Below are 15,814 nucleotides of genomic sequence, written 5' to 3' on the forward strand. Positions count from 1 at the left end.
CAATCTCCTTGGCGGGATGGGTGGTTCAGACGGCCGTTGGATCGGTGAGCCCGGGCAAGCCCCAGTCGGCGGCGACCTCGGCGGTGTCGGCGCCCGGCCGGGCCGGCGGGCGGCGCAGCGCGCCGGGGGTGGCGGAGAACCGCGGGGCGGGCGCGGGCTGGGTGACGCCGTCCGCCTCGACGTACGTCGCCCGGCTCGCCAGGTGCGGGTGGGCATGGGCCTGACGCATCGTCAGCACCGGTTCCACACAGGCGTCGGAGCCGGCGAAGACGGCCTCCCATGCGTCGCGCGGGCGGGTGGCGAAGCGGGCGGCGATCCGGGCCCGCAGCTCGGGCCAGCGGGCGGTCTCCCACTGGCCGGGCGCGTCCGGGCCGAGCTCCAGCAGCCGGGCGAACTCGGCGTAGAACTGCGGCTCCAGGGCGCCGACCGCGAGGTGGCCGCCGTCGGCGGCCGGGTAGACGGCGTAGAACGGCGCGCCGCCGTCCAGCAGGTTGACGCCTCGGCGCTCCTGCCACCGTCCGCCGGCCAGCAGGCCCTGGAGGACGGCGGTGAGGTGGGCGGCGCCGTCGACGATGGCGGCGTCGACGACCTGCCCGGTGCCGGTGGCGCGGGCGTGGTGCAGGGCGGCGAGCAGACCGACGACCAGGTAGAGCGAGCCGCCGGCGTAGTCGCCGAGCAGGTTGGCGGGGAGGGCGGGCGGGCCGTCGACCGTAGCGGGGGCGACCAGGCCGAGCGCGCCCGACACCGCCGTGTAGCCGATGTCGTGTCCGGCCCGGGCGGCCAGCGGCCCGTGCTGGCCCCAGCCGGTCATCCGCCCGTACACCAGCGCGGGGTTGCGGGCCAGGCAGGCCTCCGGCCCGACGCCGAGGCGTTCGGCGACCCCGGGCCGGTAGCCCTCGATCAGCAGGTCGGCGCGGGCGGCCAGGTCGAGCACCAGGCCGGGCCCGCCGGGGGACTTGAGGTCGACGACCACCGAGCGCTTGTTGCGGCCCGCGACGTCGTACGCCGGCTCGATGCCGAGCGGCGAGGGCTCGGGCCGGTCGACCCGGACCACGTCGGCGCCGAGGTCGCCCAGCAGCATCGCGGCGAACGGCCCAGGGCCGATCCCGGCGAGTTCGACCACGCGGACACCGGCCAGCGGACCGCCGCGCCCGCCGCGCCCGCCGCGCTCGCCGTCGTCGCTCTCACGTTCGAACGCCACTGCCCCTCCGGGGGTCGACGAAGTCTGACAGTAAAGCTGTCACACTCGCGATGATAGGGAAGCGACCGTTCAGTAACAAGACCTTCGGGCCTCGGCGCGGGCACCTTGACGCACACCGTGCGAGCGCCGCCACGGAGGGTGGGTAGGTACACGTCGGACCCTCCCGGTACCGTCTTCCCCGGCGGGGGGCTGCTGACCTTCCGTCGGATCCGGAGGAAGGAAGAGCAGCCGCACATGGTCTACCCAGGGTTCACCACCGGGCCGGTCGCGCCCAGTACCTCGCCGTTCGCCAGTCCCACGCCCCGCCCGACCCCGGCCCCCGGCCCGGCCCCGGCGGCCGCCGCACCGGCGCTGGTGCCGTCCCCCTCCCCCGGTGTGAACCCAGGCGGCACCACCACCCGGCTCGACCGCCCCTACGAGCTCAACGCCTCGGCCGGCATCGCCCGCCAGATCGCCGCCGACCTGGACAAGGCCAACGGCAAGGGCGGCAACAACCTCGCCGAGCACGCCTCCACCGCCGCCGGGAGGATCCGCGGCTTCGCCTTCGGCGGCGCGCTCACCGGCTCCACCGAGCGCTGGCTCCAGCAGTGCAAGACCCTGCACGACAAGCTGACCGGCACCGCCGACAACCTGGACGCCACCCAGCGCGCCTACCAGTCCAACGAGACGTCCACCGCCGGCCAGTTCGGCCAGGCCGGCCGCTGAGCCGCTGACGGAGAGGAGAGGAGCAACCCCATGGTGTCCTTCAAGGAACTCCACGAGGCCGACTTCGCCGGCGTCACCGAGACCGCCGAGGCCTGGACCTCGATGGCCACGGCCCTCGACGCCCTCGACTCGCGCGTCGCCCGCGACCTCACCGGCACCCCGCAGCGGGCCGGCTGGGAGGGACCCGCCGCCATCCGGGCGGGCGCCACCCTCAAGGGCGTCGACACCGACGTCACCCAGGCCGCCGGCGTCGCCAAGGCGCTCGCCGCGATCATCCGCGACGCGGCCGCCGACTTCACCGCCGCCCGCAAGGCCCTCGACACGGCGATCCACGACGCCGAGAGCCAGACCATGACCGTCGGCGCCGACGGCGCGGTCCGCTGGCCGCCGATGCCCGGCTCGCACAACGACCCGGACGCCGGTCCGGCGATCAAGAAGTACGACGAGGAGATGAAGGCCAAGGCCGAGGCGATATCCGCCCGGCTCACCAAGGCCGTGCAGCAGGCCACCGCCGCCGACCAGCGCGCCACCGTCGCCCTGCAGACCGACATCGGCACCAGCACCACGGCCTTCAACGCCAAGCCCTACGGCGGCGGCGACACGGCCGACGGCAAGCGCGCCGCCGACCTGATGGCCAAGGCCGGCAGCCTCTCCGACGACGAGCTGAAGCGGCTGCAGGACCTGATGGCCACCGGATCCGGTTCCAAGGAGTTCTCCACCGGTCTGCTCAACAGCCTCAACGCCGGCGGCCGCGGCGGCCCCGAGGCGCTGCTCGACTACGCCAAGGTCTACGGCGACCTCGCCCGGGGCGACCACAACGCCCGGCAGTACCAGGAGCTCTACGGCAACCTCGGCCAGGTGCTCGCCACCGCCACCAAGGACGGCGGCATGGGCAGGTCCTGGGAGGACGACCTGCTCAAGGCCGCCCGCAAGCCGGGCGGGTCGGCGGCCGGGTACAACGACAACTACCGGGCGCTCACCGAGCTGATGGGCGCCAAGGGCGACTTCGACAAGCCGTTCCTGACGAAGGTCGGCAACGACCTGGTCGACTACGAGCGCGGCAGCAAGCTGAAGGGCGAAGAGCTCTGGGGCCCCGACTACGGCAACATCACCGGGAAGCAGGGCGACCCGATGCGCGGCCTGATGAAGGCCATGAGCCACAACCCGGAAGCGGCCAAGGAGTTCCTCGACCCGGGCGCCAACAAGAACCTCGACTACCTGCTCAAGGACCGCAAGTGGCCCAACCAGGGCTACGAGCACAACCAGATCGACGCCCTCGCCCGGGACACCTCACGCGGCGCCTTCGGCGAAGCCCTCCAGGCCGCCACCACCGGCCGCGACCCGTCCAACGACCAGCTCCCGGCCCGCCCGCACGACAAGGCGATGGCGCAGATCATGTCCGACACCCTCACCCACTTCGGCGGCGACCACGCCGGCGCCGAGAACGATCTGCCCGCCGCACTGCGCCGGCCGTTCGGCAAGATGATCGCCGACTACGCCGCCGACACCTACGAGGTCCTGGGCAAGGAGACCGGCGGAACCTCGGAGGCCAGCGGGCTCACCATCAGGCAGGACCAGATGCTGCGTGTCATCCGCGGTATCGCCGAGGACCCCGAAGCGTTCCAGTCCATCACCCGCGCCGAGACCGAGGAGATCGCCCGTCGGTTGGAGGGGTATCCGGACGAGGCCTTCCAACCGGATGGCACGGGCCGTCCCAACCACCGGATCGAGGGCTTCGCCCACGAGGCGGCCGAGGTGATGGGCGCGCTCAGCGGCGTGCGTACCGACGTCATCGACGACCACCGGGACGACCAGAACTTCCGCGCCAACTGGACCTCCAAGATGCAGTACCACGTGATCGGCGCTCCGCTCACGCCCATCCCCGTGGTGGGCGATGTGGCTCAGCGACTGGTCGACATCGGCACCGCCGCCCACGCCAACGAGATCATCACCAAAAATGATCGGGAGGCCGCTGCACAGATCTCCGACGCCTTCCGAGCCGGCGACGAGCAGCTCAAGGCAATGATCCGCGGGCGCGCCCAGGCCGCAGGAATCCCGCTGCACGAGGTCGACGCCACCGGTGGCGTCACCACGGCGCTGCTGAACGAGGTCGACAAGAGCTACCAGACCGGCGTCGACAACGCCCACCGCCAGGCACTCGGACGGGACTGATGAACGAACCGACGAACGAGCACCCGCCCCTGAGCGAGCGGGTCGACACGGCGCTCTCCAAGCGCGGCTTCACCACCCGGGCGCTGCGGCTGCGGGCGGCCGGGGTGCTGCTGGCCATCACGGCCGGGGTGGCGGGGCTGCTGCTGTTCAGGTTCACCAACGTCTTCGGACCGGACAGCGTGTGCGGGGGCGCGGCGAGCGCCGACGCCGTGCACGCCGCGCTGGGGCCGGGGCGGATCAGCGAAGAGAAGTCCCCCGGCTACTCCGCCACCGCCGTCGACCCGCTGCAGCACTGCGCCGCCACGGTGAGCTTCGGGCTGTTCGGGGACACCGAGCAGAGCGTCTCGTTCGGGCTCTCCGTGAGCCGGAACGTACACGCCGAATCCCACCCGGGGGCACGGCTCTTCGCCGAGCACGGTGCGGTGGGTGCGGTGACTCCGGGTGGCGCGTGGGCGCTGCTCCCGGAGGGCTGCCCCACCGGCTTGCAGGCCTCGGTCGGAACCGGCCACAACGGAGAGGACGGCGACCACGCAGAAGGCATCGCCCGGCTCGCCGTCGAGCTCGCCGGTCTCGCCGCGAAGGACCGCAACTGCGGCAGCACGCCGCCCGCGCCGAAGACGCTGTCCACGGCGGGCGCCGAGCAGCCGGTCGACTGGGGGAACCTCTGCGGCCTGCCCGGCATGGCGGTCACCAAAGCACCCGACGCGAACCATGACGAGTGGTACCGCCAGCAGGCCACCACGGCCTTCTCGCCCATCTGGTCCTGCGACGTGACCGACAAGCCGTCCGGGGACCTCGTGGCATCGTTCATCGTCGTCACCGAGCCCCGGACGTTGGACCTCCCGCCGGAAGGGGAGCGTTCCACGGCGTTCGGGCGGAGCACATGGACCGGTAGCTCGAACGAGGACGTGGTGGCCCTCTGCCAGGGCCGGAAGACGTACTTCCACTACGACCAGCGCCCGGCACCGGCCCTCAGGAATCGGCGCCTGCTGCCCGACACCGAGGCGGTCTGGACGCAGTTCCTCACCGCCGCCGGCCAGGCGATCGGCTGCGAGCCGATCATCCCCTAGCCGCCCCTCCTCCCCCAGGACCCCCGCCTCCTCCTCCGGTTCACCCCGGTGGGGGAGGCGGATCGGGTTGCCGGAGGACGTGCGGGTGGGTGGGGGCGCGGGAGCGTGGGGGCATGACCTCGACGCTTCCGCGCCTTCCCGCCGCTCCGCCCGCCTCCGCGACCCCGCCCGTCGGCCGGGTGCGGACGGCGGCTGCCTGGGTGGCCGTCGCGGCTACCGTGCCGTACCTCACCCTCAAGCTGCTCTGGCTCACCGGCCACCCGGTCGGGGTCGGCGACGCCGACGCCATGGACGACCTGTGGCTCGTCAACCTGCTCACCTTCGGCATGGACGCCGTCGCCGTCGTCCTGGCGCTGGCGTTCGTCCGGCCGTGGGGGCGGCGGGCGCCGGCCGGGCTGCTGGCCTTCCCGATGTGGGTCGCGACCGGACTGCTCGGCACCCTGCTGGTCGCCCTGCCGCTCTTCCTGATCTCCACCCTGGTCCTCGGCCCGGAGCAGCACACCGCAGGGGCCGACGACGGGCCGAGCGGCTGGGTGTTCACCCTGGTCTACGGCGGCTTCGCCGTCCAGGGACTGGCGTTGATCACCGGGTTCCTGCTGTACGCGCGGGAGCGCTGGGCCGGGCTGCTGCGCCGCGACCGGGTCGGCGATCTGCCGCACTCCCCCACGCTGACCACCCAGCGGGCCTTCGCGTGCGTCGCCGCGCTGCTCGCCGCCGGGGTCGCGGCGGCCCGGCTGTACTGGGCGTCCGGCGGGTCGGCGGGGCTGCCGGTGGCGTGGTTGGAGGAGCGCGGCCGGAGCGTGGCGATCATGGACGCGGTGACGGCCGTGATGGCGGTGGCCGCGGTCGCGGCGCTGCTGGTGCTGGTGTTCCGGCGCCGCCCGGGGTGGCGGCTGCGCGGGCCGCTGGCGGTGGTGTGGACCGCGGCCGGATCGGTGTTCGCCTGGGGTGCCTGGCAGTTGGTGGCGTTCGGGACGACGGTCAGGGCCTCCGACGACCCGCGCAAGGCGGTGCCGGGGCTGATGCCGCTGGTGGAGGCGGGCCAGGTGGTGACCGGACTGCTGGTGCTGGCGGTGGGCGCGGTCGCGCTGGCCGAACGGGCGGCGATCGGCGCCGTCCCGGACACCGCCTGGGCCGCGACGGCCGTCGTCCGGACCGGGGGCGCTGACGTAGAGTCGGCGGAATGATCACGGGGGCGGGTCGGGGGCGGGACGAGGACGGCGGCGGCGTGCTGCGGCGCTCGGCGGGTGCCCTGCTGGGGCGCCGGGCGCGGCTGCGCTGGGTGCACCTGGTGCTCGGCGGAGCGCTGCTGATGCCGTACTGGTTGCTGTCCACGGTGGTGCTGGGCGCGCTGGACCCGCGCAAGGGCTCGCTGATGCAGATCCTGCTCTACTTCGCCGCGCTCGGCGCCTCGCTCCCGATGGCCGCCGTCACCGCCCTGGTCCCGACCGTCCGGGCGCTGGAGGGGGCGGCCGCCCTGGCGCTGTGCGCTCCCCGGCGGGCGGCGGAGGTGGTCACCGGACCGGCGCGGTCCTGGGCGGCCCGGCGGCGGACGGCCGGGTGGTTCGTCCTGCACCTGCTGTTCGGCGGCATCGTCAGCGGGATGACGCTGGCCGGCGGGCCGTTCGGCGTGCTGCTGATCCTCCGGCCGACCGGCTCCTCGGAGTTGGTGCGGTACTGGGAGGCGCGGGGCGTGCCCGGCTGGCTGCCCGGTCCGGTGCTGGGCGCGGCACTGCTGGCCCTGATCGTCGCCACCAGCGCCGGCCTCGGCGCGCTGCTGGCACGGTGGGCGCCCGTGCTGCTCGGCCCGACCCCGGACGAGCGGCTGGCCGGCGCCGAACGGCGGGCCGCCGTACTCGCCCAGCGCAACCGGCTGGCCCGCGAACTGCACGACTCGGTCGGCCACGCGCTGAGCGCCGTCGGCATCCAGGCCTCGGCCGCCGCCCGGGTGCTGCGCTCCGACCCGGAGTTCGCGGCGGAGGCGCTGGCCGCCATCGAGGAGACCGCGCGCGGCGCCGTCGCCGAACTGGACGCGGTGCTGGGGCTGCTGCGCGAGGAGGACGGCGACGCGGCCGGGGCCGCCGGACCGACCCTCGCCGGGCTGGACGACCTGCTGCGGCAACTGGCCCGCACCGGGCTGGCGGTGGACGCCGAGGTGGCCCCCGGCCTGGACCGGCTGCCGGCCGCGTTCTCCCGCGAGGCCTACCGGATCGTCCAGGAGGGCCTGACCAATGTGCTGCGGCACGCCGGACCGGCCGGGACCGCGCCCGCCCGGCTGCGGGTCGCCCGGGCCGGCGGGCGGCTGGAGATCGAACTGACCAATCCGCTCGGCCGGTCACGGCCCAGCCGGCCCGGCGGCGGGCGCGGGCTGCGCGGGATCGGCGAGCGCGCGGCGGCGCTGCGCGGGGGCTGCGAGGCCGGGCCGGTGGACGACGGGACGACGTGGCGGCTGGCCGTCTGGCTGCCGGTGGGAGAAGAGCGGTGAACGGGACCGGCAACGGGAACGTCGCGGGCGGTTCGAACGGGACGGACGGTGCGGCCGGTGCGGCCGGTGGGCCGGTCCGGGTGGTGATCGCCGACGACGAGCGGCTGGTGCGCACGGGCCTGCGGGTGGTGATCGATGCCGAACCGGACCTCGCCGTGGTCGGCGAGGCGGCCGACGGCGCCGAAGTGGTGCCGCTGGTCCGCGAGTTGCGCCCGCACGTGGTGCTGATGGACGTCCGGATGCCGGGGATCGACGGCATCCGGGCCACCGAGCAGCTGGTCGCCGGGATGGCCGACCCGCCCCGGATCCTGGTGGTCACCACCTTCGAGCACGACGACCACGTCTACGACGCGCTGCGGGCCGGGGCGGCCGGGTTCCTGCTGAAGCGGGCGCGGGCCGAGGAGATGGTGCAGGCGGTGCGGCTGATCGCGCGCGGCGACTCGCTGCTGTTCCCGGCGGCCGTGCGGGAACTGGCCCTGCGGTACGCGGCGCCGGCCGCGCGGGCTCCGCGACCGGTGACCGAGCGCGGCCCGATCGGGCGGCTCACCGAGCGGGAGGGGCAGGTGCTGCGGCTGATGGCGACCGGGCTCAGCAACGGGGAGATCGCCGCGAAGCTGGTGCTCAGCCAGGAGACGGTCAAGACGCACGTGGGCGGGGTGCTGGCCAAGCTGGGCGCCCGGGACCGCACCCAGGCGGTGATCGCGGCGTACGAGTCGGGGTTCGTGCTGCCGGGCTGAGCACTTCGGACGGCGGCCGGCGCCGGCGCTCCGATCCGCGCCTCAGATCCGCCAGCACCGGATCCGGTCGGCCGCCGCGAACACGTCCGCCCGCCCGTCGGCGATGTCCCGGGCCAGCTCCACCAGCACCCCGTACGGCGGGTCGATGCCCTCCCCGGCCGCGTGCATGTACGCCGCCGTCGTCATGCAGGCGTACAGGTTGTTGCGCACCGGAAGCGGCCGCAGCAGCACGATGGTGTGCATCAGGGTGGCCGCGCACCAGGCCGGATCGGCGTCGTGGCCGAGCTGCGCGGTGTTCACCCGGTGCCGGGCGACGGCCGCCTGCAGCGCCGAGTAGTCCCGCACGCTCAGGTCCTCCGGCGAGGCCAGCTCCTGGACGTCGAGCAGCCAGCGCAGATCGACCCGCAGCAGCATCATCGCGGCACCCCCGTCGCCCGCGCCCGGCTCAGGCGGCCGGCGCGTCCTCCGGGAACTCCCGGTCGAACTCCTCGCGGTGCGCGTTCCAGAACGCCACCGCGTGGGAGACGAACACCCGGCGCTGCTGCTCCCGCACACTCAGGTCGTGCACATAGGCCTTGACGCTCTTGCCGTCGGCGGCGGCCGCCTCGCGGATGGCGGCGAGTTCGTGCTCCGTGTACTCGATGTTGAGTGCTGGCATGGCGCCGATGGTACTGGAGCGCACGGGAGTTGGACACCGAGCCGGCCACCCTGAGGCCGCTCCGGGAAGGCGTACGCCGCCGGTCGGAGCCCGGCGCGCCCCGGCGTACCTCCGTGGTCCCGGTGCGGACCGCTCCACGGGCTGACGTGCGGCGACCGCCTCCGTCCGTACCGTCAACTCGTGGGCGGCGGAGGGGTTCCGCGGGGGAGGCCCGGACATGGAGGCACAGGGAACGGCATGGGTATGGGGCACAGGAAGTCGACGGCCAGGGCGGCGGGGATCGCGGCGATCGCGCTCGCGATCACCGCAGGAACGGCGGGCGCGGCGGGCGCGGCGGGAACGGCGGGCGCGGCGCCCGAGGGGAACGGCGCGGCGCAGCGGCCCGGTGTCAACCGGCTGGAGGGCGTCTGGCGGACGGACGGCTACGGCACGATCGCGGAGATCCACGGAACCACCTTCACCACGTACGACGTCACCCGGATCAGCTGCACCCCGGGGTTCCTCACCGGCGCGCAGGTCGGTGCGCCCGGGCACGGCGGCGCCGTCCGCTACGGCCTCCCGGGCAAGGGGTACGGCGAGCTGACCGTCACCCCGCAGGGCCGCGACCGGGCGGTGTACAAGGACGACGGCGCCACCTCGACCAAGGACCTGTCCCGGCTGCCCGGCGGACTGCCGGCCCGCTGCACGCAGCCGGCGCCGCAGGACGCGCTCGCGGTCTTCGACCGGTTCTGGGCGACCTTCGAGGAGAACTACCCCTTCTTCGCCGCCAAGGGCATCGACTGGCACGCCCAGGGAGCGGCGGCCCGGGCGGCCATCACCCCGCAGACCGGCACCGCCGAGCTCGAGAAGATCATCACGGGCCTCCTGGAGCCGCTCGGCGACGCGCACACCGCGCTGGGCCGCAAGGCGGCCGACGGCGGGTTCGACCTCGTCTTCGGCGGGCTGCGCCCGGGCACCCAGGAGCCCACCGACGAGGTCCGCGAGCAGGCGGGCCGGGCGGTCGCCGCCCAGCTCCTCGCCCCCGAGCAGACCTTCGGCCAGGGCCTGCTGGGCGTCGGCGAACTCTCGGGCGGCATCGGCTACCTGCGGGTGAGCGGCTTCGACGGGTACGTGGACGACGGCCCCTACCAGGCCCACGCGGCCGAGCTGGACAAGGCGCTGGACGCGCTGCTGGCCCATCCGCAGCGGCTGAACGGCCTGGTGATCGACCTGCGGCTGAACGGCGGCGGCTCGGACGAGCTGGGGCTGCGGATCGCCTCCCGGCTCACCGACCGGCCTTTCCTCGCCTACCGCAAGGTGGCCCGCAACGACCCGGCCGACCCGGCCCGCTTCACCGCGCCCCAGCCGAGCGTGGTCCGCCCGGCCGCCGGCACCACCCGCTTCACCGGACCGGTCGCCCTGCTCACCGCCGGCTCGACCGTCAGCGCGGGCGAGACCTTCACCCAGGCCATGGCGGAGCGGCGGCCGGCAGCGGTCCGCGTCGGCGAGAACACCCAGGGCGTCTTCTCCGACATCATGTTCAAGCCGCTCTCCGCCGAGCTGCTGGCCGTCCTGCCGAACGAGAAGTTCCTCACCCGCGACGGCAGCACCTTCGACGGCCCGGGCATCCCGCCGGACGTCCGCACCCCCGTCTTCACCCCGGAGGAGCTGGCCGGCCTCAAGGACTCCGCCCTGACCGAGGCCCGGCGGCTGCTCGCCGCCGGGGCCGGCGGGCGCTGATCACATCGGGTCCACCGCCCTCAGTTCGCCGTCCAGCTCCAGCCAGCGCGTGACGCCCAGGCCGCGCAGGAACGGCACATCGTGGCTGGCGACGATCAGCGCGCCCTGGTAGGCGGCGAGCGCCTGGGTGAGCTGGCGGACGCTGGCCAGGTCGAGGTTGTTGGTCGGCTCGTCGAGCAGCAGCAGCTGCGGCGGCGGGTCGGCCAGCAGCAGCGCGGCCAGGGTGGCGCGGAACCGCTCGCCGCCGGAGAGCGTGCCGGCCGGCTGGTCGGCACGCCCGCCGCGGAACAGGAACCGGGCCAGCCGGGCCCGGACCGCGTTGTCCCCCGCGCCCGGCGCGAACAGCTTGACGTTGCCCACCACGGTCAGCTTGTCGTCGAGCAGGTCGAGCCGCTGCGGGAGGTGGCGCAGCGGCACCGGGGTGACCACCTCGCCCCGCAGCGGGGGGAGTTCGCCGGCGATGGCGCGCAGCAGGGTGGACTTGCCCGCGCCGTTGCGGCCGACCAGGGCGATCCGCTCGGGCCCGCGCAGGTCGAGGTCGGCGGTGATGCCGTGCGGCAGCCGGACCTTGTCCAGGGTGAGCACGGTGCGACCGACCGGCACCGCGGTGCGGGGCAGGTCGATCCGGATCTCGGCGTCGTCCCGGACGGCCTCCTCGGCGGCGGTCAGCTTGCGTTTGGCCTCCTCCAGCCGTTCGGTGTGCATGCCCTGCAGCCGGCCCGCGGTCTCCTGGCCCTGGCGTTTGAGCTTGCCGGCGAAGATGTGCGGGTCGTTGCGGGTGACCGAGCGCTTCCGGCCGTAGCTGGCGCTGCGGTCCAGCCGCATCCGGGCCTCGGCCAGGTCCCGCTTCTGGCGGTGGACATCGGCCTCGGCGTTGCGCAGCAGCCGCTCGGCCGTCTCCTGCTGGGCGGCGACGGTGCGCTCGTACTCGGCGAAGTTGCCGCCGTACCAGGTGACCTGACCGTCCCGCAGTTCGGCGATCTGGTCGACGTGCTGGAGCAGCTCGCGGTCGTGGCTGACGATCACCATCACCCCGCCCCAGCCGGCCACCGTCTCGTAGAGCCGCTCGCGGGCGGAGCGGTCGAGGTTGTTGGTCGGCTCGTCGAGCAGCAGGACGTCGGGGCGGCGCAGCAGCAGCGCGGCGAGCCGCAGCAACACGGCCTCGCCGCCGGAGAGTTCGCCGGTGGTGCGGTCGAGGCCGAGCCGGTGCAGGCCGAGCCGGTCGAGCAGCGCGCGGGCGCGCTCCTCGACGTCCCAGTCGTCGCCGACCGCGTCGAAGTGGCGCTGGTCGGTGGAGCCGGTCTCGATGGCGTGCAGGGCCTCGCGGGCGGCCCGGACGCCGAGCGCCTCGTCGACCCGCAGACCGGTGTCCAGGGTGAGGCCCTGCGGCAGGTGGCCGATCTCGCCGGCCGCCTTCACGGCGCCCGAGGTGGGGGTGAGTTCGCCCGCCAGCAGGCGCAGCAGGGTGGACTTGCCCGCGCCGTTGAGCCCGATCAGGCCGGTGCGGCCGGGGCCGACGGCGAGGTGGAAGCCGTCGAGGACGGGCCTGCCGTCCGGCCACTCGAAGGAGAGGTCGGTGCAGAGGAGTGAGGTGGTGGGTTGTGCCATGGAGGCCTCCCGGTGGTCGCCGACGTGGTCGTGAAGCAACACGGGGAGACACCGCGGCGCGGGCGGGACCGGGAAGGGGAGGGCCGGGCCGTCAGAGCGACGGGGGACGCCGGACCGGCTCACCACTGAGGTCGGGCACGCGCACACTCACGGACCGCGGGCAGGGGCACGGTCGGCGGCGGGGCCGGCGACCTGGCTGCGATGCGGCGGGGGCGGTGTCTCGGGACCTCAGTAGATCAATGGCCTGCTCCTGTTCTGGCGGGTGGCAGGGATCACGCTACGGAGGGCCTTCGAGGCCCGCAACCGGTTTTTTCGGTGCCGATCACGTGCCGATCCGGTGACAGCCCTGCCCCGGAACGGTCGGCGGGCGGGAGCCGTCCGCCCCGCATGGCAGACTCCTCCCCTGCCACCCGCTCGACACTCGCGGCCGTGGCGTGCATTCACAGGGGGAACCGAACTCATGTCACCGATATCCCGGGCGACGCGTGCCGCGCTGGGCGCGTCCGCCGTCGCACTGACCATGGTCGTCGCGACCGCGTGCGGCCCGGAGAACAGCGACCCGGTCGCCGCTCCGAGCGACGCGCAGACCGCCGCGACCACCGCGGCCACCGCGGGCTCCACCGGCAAGCCGGGCGGACTGCCGCCGGTCAAGCTGCCGAGCGCCGACGAGCTCAAGAAGTGGACCTTCGACGACTGGGACAAGTGGGCCCGGCAGAACGTCATCACCCCGGCGGTCAAGGGCTTCTGGGACCTCCAGAAGATCCTCGCGGCCAAGCCCGCCAAGCCGGGCCCGGGCAACCAGCCCAGCGCGCAGCCGACCACGCCGCCCAGCGCGCAGCCGACCTCGGCGGCCCCGACGGCCCAGCCGACCAGCGCCGCCCCGGCCCAGCCGGGCAGCGGCGGCGGCCAGAACGACCCGCAGCCGAAGCTGGTCGAGATGAAGCCCGTCGCCCACCCGTACGCCAAGCCGGCCCACGTCAACGGCAAGCTGTTCTTCCAGGACGGCAACCAGGACTACGTCTGCTCCGGCACCGTCGTCTCCGACCCGGCCAACCCGGGCCGGAGCAACCTGGTCTGGACGGCCAGCCACTGCCTGCACGGCGGCAAGGGCGGCAAGTACCACACCAACATCACCTTCGCCCCGGCCTTCAACAGCAGCGGCGCGGTCAGCGGCGGCAAGAAGGGCTCGCTCGCCGAGGCCGAGCCGTACGGCGAGTGGGGCGCCGTCGCGGGCATGGTCTCCCCTCAGTGGGCGGCCGAGGCCGACCCGGAGAACGGCGGCCCGTGGAGCCAGTACGACTTCGGCATCCTCAAGGTGGCCAACCCGGACGGCAGCGGCAAGTCGCTGGAGGAGGTCGTCGGTGGCTCGGTGCCGGTCTGGTTCAACGCCCCGCGCGAGCAGATCGCCACCGTGAGCACCTACGGCTACCCGGCCGGCAAGCCGTTCGACGGCATGGAACTGGAGCACTGCGAGGCCGGCAAGCCCGCCCGCCGCTCGATGGACCCGGCCCGGCCGACCATGCTGATGACCGGCTGCAACGGCACCGGCGGCGACAGCGGCGGCGGCTGGTTCACCACCAAGGACGGCAAGCAGGTCCTGGTGTCGGACACCTCCATCGGCGGCTTCGACAACACCTGGGAGGCCGGCCCGTACCTGGACGACGTCGCCCAGCACGCGCTGGAGTACTTCGCCAAGAAGAGCAAGTGACCCCGGTCACGCGCTGAACGCTCGCCGCCGGGGGAGCTCCCTCCCCCGGCGGCACCGGTTCCCGGCGGCCTAGAATCGGGGCATCATGAGCGCCACACTCGTCGTCAAGGACCTCGCCGCCGGCCACGGCGAGCGCACCCTCTTCTCCGGCCTGGACCTGGTCGTCGCCCCCGGCGACGTGATCGGCCTGGTCGGCGTCAACGGAGCCGGCAAGTCGACCCTGCTGCGGCTGCTGGCCGGCCTGGACGCCCCGGAGGGCGGCTCGCTGCGGCTCAGCCCGGCCACCGCGAACGTCGGCCACCTCCCGCAGGAGCCGGAGCGCCACCCGGACGAGTCGGTCCGCGACTTCCTGGCCCGCCGCACCGGCGTGGGCGCCGCGCAGGCCGCGCTGGACGAGGCCACCCAGGGCCTGGTCGACGGCGTTCCCGGCGCCGACGACGCCTACGCCGTCAACCTGGACCGCTGGCTGGACCTCGGCGGCGCCGACCTGGACGAGCGGGCCGAGGAGGTCGCCGACTCGCTCGGCCTCAAGGTCTCCCTGGACCTGCCGATGACCGCCCTCTCCGGCGGCCAGGCGGCCCGGGCCGGCCTCGCCTCACTGCTGCTCTCCCGCTACGACGTCTTCCTGCTCGACGAGCCCACCAACGACCTCGACCTGGACGGCCTGGAGCGGCTGGAGGCCTTCGTCAAGGGCCTGCGCGCGGGCACCGTGGTGATCAGCCACGACCGCGAGTTCCTGGCCCGCACCGTCACCAAGGTGCTGGAGCTGGACCTGCACCAGGGCCAGGTCAACCTCTACGGCGGCGGCTACGAGGCGTACCTGGAGGAGCGCGCCACCGCCCGCCGGCACGCCCGCGAGGAGTACGACGAGTACGCCGACACCAAGGCGGGCCTGGAGGCCCGGGCCCGGATGCAGCGCGGCTGGATGGAGAACGGCGTGCGCAACGCCCGCCGCAAGTCCAGCGACAACGACAAGATCGGGCGCGCGATGCGCACCGAGTCCACCGAGAAGCAGGCCGCCAAGGCCCGCCAGACCCAGCGGATGATCGAGCGGCTGGAGGTGGTCGAGGAGCCCCGCAAGGAGTGGGAGCTGCGGATGGAGATCGCCACCGCGCCGCGCTCCGGCTCGGTGGTCGCCACCCTGCGCGGGGCCACCGCCCGGCGCGGCGACTTCACGCTCGGCCCGGTGGACCTGCAGATCGACTGGGCGGACCGGGTGGCCATCACCGGCGCCAACGGCGCGGGCAAGTCCACCCTGCTGGCCGCCCTGCTGGGCCGGCTCGACCTCGACTCCGGCAGCGCCGTGCTGGGCTCCGGGGTGGTGGTCGGCGAGGTGGACCAGGCCCGTGGGCTGTTCCTCGGCGGGGAGCCGCTGCTGGAGGCGTTCGCCGCCGCCGTCCCGGAACTCGCGCCGGAGGAGGTGCGCACCCTGCTGGCCAAGTTCGGCCTGAAGGCGGTGCACGTGCTGCGCCCGGCGGACACCCTCTCCCCCGGTGAGCGGACCAGGGCGGCGCTGGCACTGCTCCAGGCGCGCGGGGTGAACCTGCTGGTGCTGGACGAGCCCACCAACCACCTGGATCTGCCCGCGATCGAGCAGCTGGAGTCGGCGCTGGGCACGTACACCGGCACGCTGCTGCTGGTCACGCACGACCGGCGGATGCTGGACACGGTGGCGGTGAACCGGCGGATCGAGGTCGGCGGCGGCGGCGTCCGCGAGCTGTAGGCGATCACACGGCGGGCGGGCCGGGAGA

Annotated in this window: 13 protein-coding genes; 9 read left to right on the top strand and 4 right to left on the bottom strand. The window is 74.2% G+C overall.

Annotated elements, in window-relative coordinates; translation table 11 throughout:
* Positions 1-25 precede the first annotated feature (25 nt).
* On the bottom strand, positions 26-1,201 hold the full coding sequence (locus ABTX81_RS17140) for a CaiB/BaiF CoA transferase family protein (protein ID WP_350545902.1): 1,176 nt from the start codon (positions 1,199-1,201) through the stop codon (positions 26-28).
* Positions 1,202-1,435: 234 nt separating this feature from the next.
* On the opposite strand from ABTX81_RS17140, the gene ABTX81_RS17145 reads away from it, so the two are divergent.
* From ABTX81_RS17145 to ABTX81_RS17170, 6 genes are all read left to right on the top strand, one after another.
* Entirely contained in the window at positions 1,436-1,906 is a 471-nt protein-coding gene (locus tag ABTX81_RS17145; RefSeq protein WP_350545904.1) for a hypothetical protein, read from the top strand.
* 30 nt (positions 1,907-1,936) lie between these two features.
* Positions 1,937-4,078 carry a DUF6571 family protein gene (locus tag ABTX81_RS17150; RefSeq protein ID WP_350545907.1) on the top strand — a complete coding sequence of 714 codons (2,142 nt, stop codon included), beginning with the start codon at positions 1,937-1,939 and terminating at the stop codon, positions 4,076-4,078.
* Positions 4,078-5,148 carry a hypothetical protein gene (locus ABTX81_RS17155; protein WP_350545910.1) on the top strand — a complete coding sequence of 357 codons (1,071 nt, stop codon included), beginning with the start codon at positions 4,078-4,080 and terminating at the stop codon, positions 5,146-5,148. Before ABTX81_RS17150 ends, ABTX81_RS17155 begins: the two co-directional genes overlap by 1 nt.
* 113 nt (positions 5,149-5,261) lie before the next feature.
* On the top strand, positions 5,262-6,335 hold the full coding sequence (locus tag ABTX81_RS17160; RefSeq protein WP_350545913.1) for a hypothetical protein: 1,074 nt from the start codon (positions 5,262-5,264) through the stop codon (positions 6,333-6,335).
* Positions 6,332-7,633, top strand: a complete 1,302-nt coding sequence (locus ABTX81_RS17165) for a sensor histidine kinase (protein WP_350545916.1) — start codon at positions 6,332-6,334, stop codon at positions 7,631-7,633. The genes ABTX81_RS17160 and ABTX81_RS17165 overlap by 4 nt, the downstream gene beginning before the upstream one ends.
* 80 nt (positions 7,634-7,713) lie before the next feature.
* Complete coding sequence (locus tag ABTX81_RS17170) at positions 7,714-8,370, top strand: response regulator transcription factor (RefSeq protein ID WP_350546142.1); 657 nt, start codon at positions 7,714-7,716, stop codon at positions 8,368-8,370.
* A gap of 42 nt (positions 8,371-8,412) precedes the next feature.
* Here ABTX81_RS17170 and ABTX81_RS17175 read toward each other — a convergent pair whose 3' ends face one another.
* Both ABTX81_RS17175 and ABTX81_RS17180 read right to left on the bottom strand, forming a co-directional pair.
* Positions 8,413-8,784, bottom strand: coding sequence for a toxin Doc (locus ABTX81_RS17175; RefSeq protein WP_350546145.1), 372 nt, complete (start codon positions 8,782-8,784; stop codon positions 8,413-8,415).
* Positions 8,785-8,815: 31 nt separating this feature from the next.
* Positions 8,816-9,028, bottom strand: a complete 213-nt coding sequence (locus ABTX81_RS17180) for a hypothetical protein (protein ID WP_344322900.1) — start codon at positions 9,026-9,028, stop codon at positions 8,816-8,818.
* 243 nt (positions 9,029-9,271) lie between these two features.
* On the opposite strand from ABTX81_RS17180, the gene ABTX81_RS17185 reads away from it, so the two are divergent.
* Positions 9,272-10,747, top strand: a complete 1,476-nt coding sequence (locus tag ABTX81_RS17185) for a S41 family peptidase (protein ID WP_350545919.1) — start codon at positions 9,272-9,274, stop codon at positions 10,745-10,747.
* Here the strand turns inward: ABTX81_RS17185 and ABTX81_RS17190 are convergent, their stop codons facing one another.
* Positions 10,748-12,355 carry an ABC-F family ATP-binding cassette domain-containing protein gene (locus ABTX81_RS17190; protein ID WP_350545921.1) on the bottom strand — a complete coding sequence of 536 codons (1,608 nt, stop codon included), beginning with the start codon at positions 12,353-12,355 and terminating at the stop codon, positions 10,748-10,750.
* 460 nt (positions 12,356-12,815) lie between these two features.
* Between ABTX81_RS17190 and ABTX81_RS17195 the strand changes: the two genes are divergently transcribed.
* Both ABTX81_RS17195 and ABTX81_RS17200 read left to right on the top strand, forming a co-directional pair.
* Positions 12,816-14,063 (top strand): hypothetical protein, encoded by a 1,248-nt coding sequence (locus ABTX81_RS17195; RefSeq protein WP_350545924.1) that lies wholly within the window; start codon positions 12,816-12,818, stop codon positions 14,061-14,063.
* An 85-nt stretch (positions 14,064-14,148) separates the two neighbouring features.
* On the top strand, positions 14,149-15,786 hold the full coding sequence (locus ABTX81_RS17200) for an ABC-F family ATP-binding cassette domain-containing protein (RefSeq protein WP_350545926.1): 1,638 nt from the start codon (positions 14,149-14,151) through the stop codon (positions 15,784-15,786).
* Positions 15,787-15,814: the final 28 nt, after the last annotated feature.

The organism is Kitasatospora sp. NPDC097605, from assembly GCF_040302725.1.
Taxonomy (GTDB): domain Bacteria; phylum Actinomycetota; class Actinomycetes; order Streptomycetales; family Streptomycetaceae; genus Kitasatospora.

Coding starts and splice junctions, on each gene's coding strand:
- ABTX81_RS17175 (WP_350546145.1), bottom strand. CDS start 8,784: ATGCTGCTGCGGGTCGATCTGCGCTGGCTGCTCGACGTCCAGGAGCTG.
- ABTX81_RS17190 (WP_350545921.1), bottom strand. CDS start 12,355: ATGGCACAACCCACCACCTCACTCCTCTGCACCGACCTCTCCTTCGAG.
- ABTX81_RS17200 (WP_350545926.1), top strand. CDS start 14,149: ATGAGCGCCACACTCGTCGTCAAGGACCTCGCCGCCGGCCACGGCGAG.
- ABTX81_RS17180 (WP_344322900.1), bottom strand. CDS start 9,028: ATGCCAGCACTCAACATCGAGTACACGGAGCACGAACTCGCCGCCATC.
- ABTX81_RS17155 (WP_350545910.1), top strand. CDS start 4,078: ATGAACGAACCGACGAACGAGCACCCGCCCCTGAGCGAGCGGGTCGAC.
- ABTX81_RS17185 (WP_350545919.1), top strand. CDS start 9,272: ATGGGGCACAGGAAGTCGACGGCCAGGGCGGCGGGGATCGCGGCGATC.
- ABTX81_RS17160 (WP_350545913.1), top strand. CDS start 5,262: ATGACCTCGACGCTTCCGCGCCTTCCCGCCGCTCCGCCCGCCTCCGCG.
- ABTX81_RS17195 (WP_350545924.1), top strand. CDS start 12,816: ATGTCACCGATATCCCGGGCGACGCGTGCCGCGCTGGGCGCGTCCGCC.
- ABTX81_RS17145 (WP_350545904.1), top strand. CDS start 1,436: ATGGTCTACCCAGGGTTCACCACCGGGCCGGTCGCGCCCAGTACCTCG.
- ABTX81_RS17165 (WP_350545916.1), top strand. CDS start 6,332: ATGATCACGGGGGCGGGTCGGGGGCGGGACGAGGACGGCGGCGGCGTG.
- ABTX81_RS17150 (WP_350545907.1), top strand. CDS start 1,937: ATGGTGTCCTTCAAGGAACTCCACGAGGCCGACTTCGCCGGCGTCACC.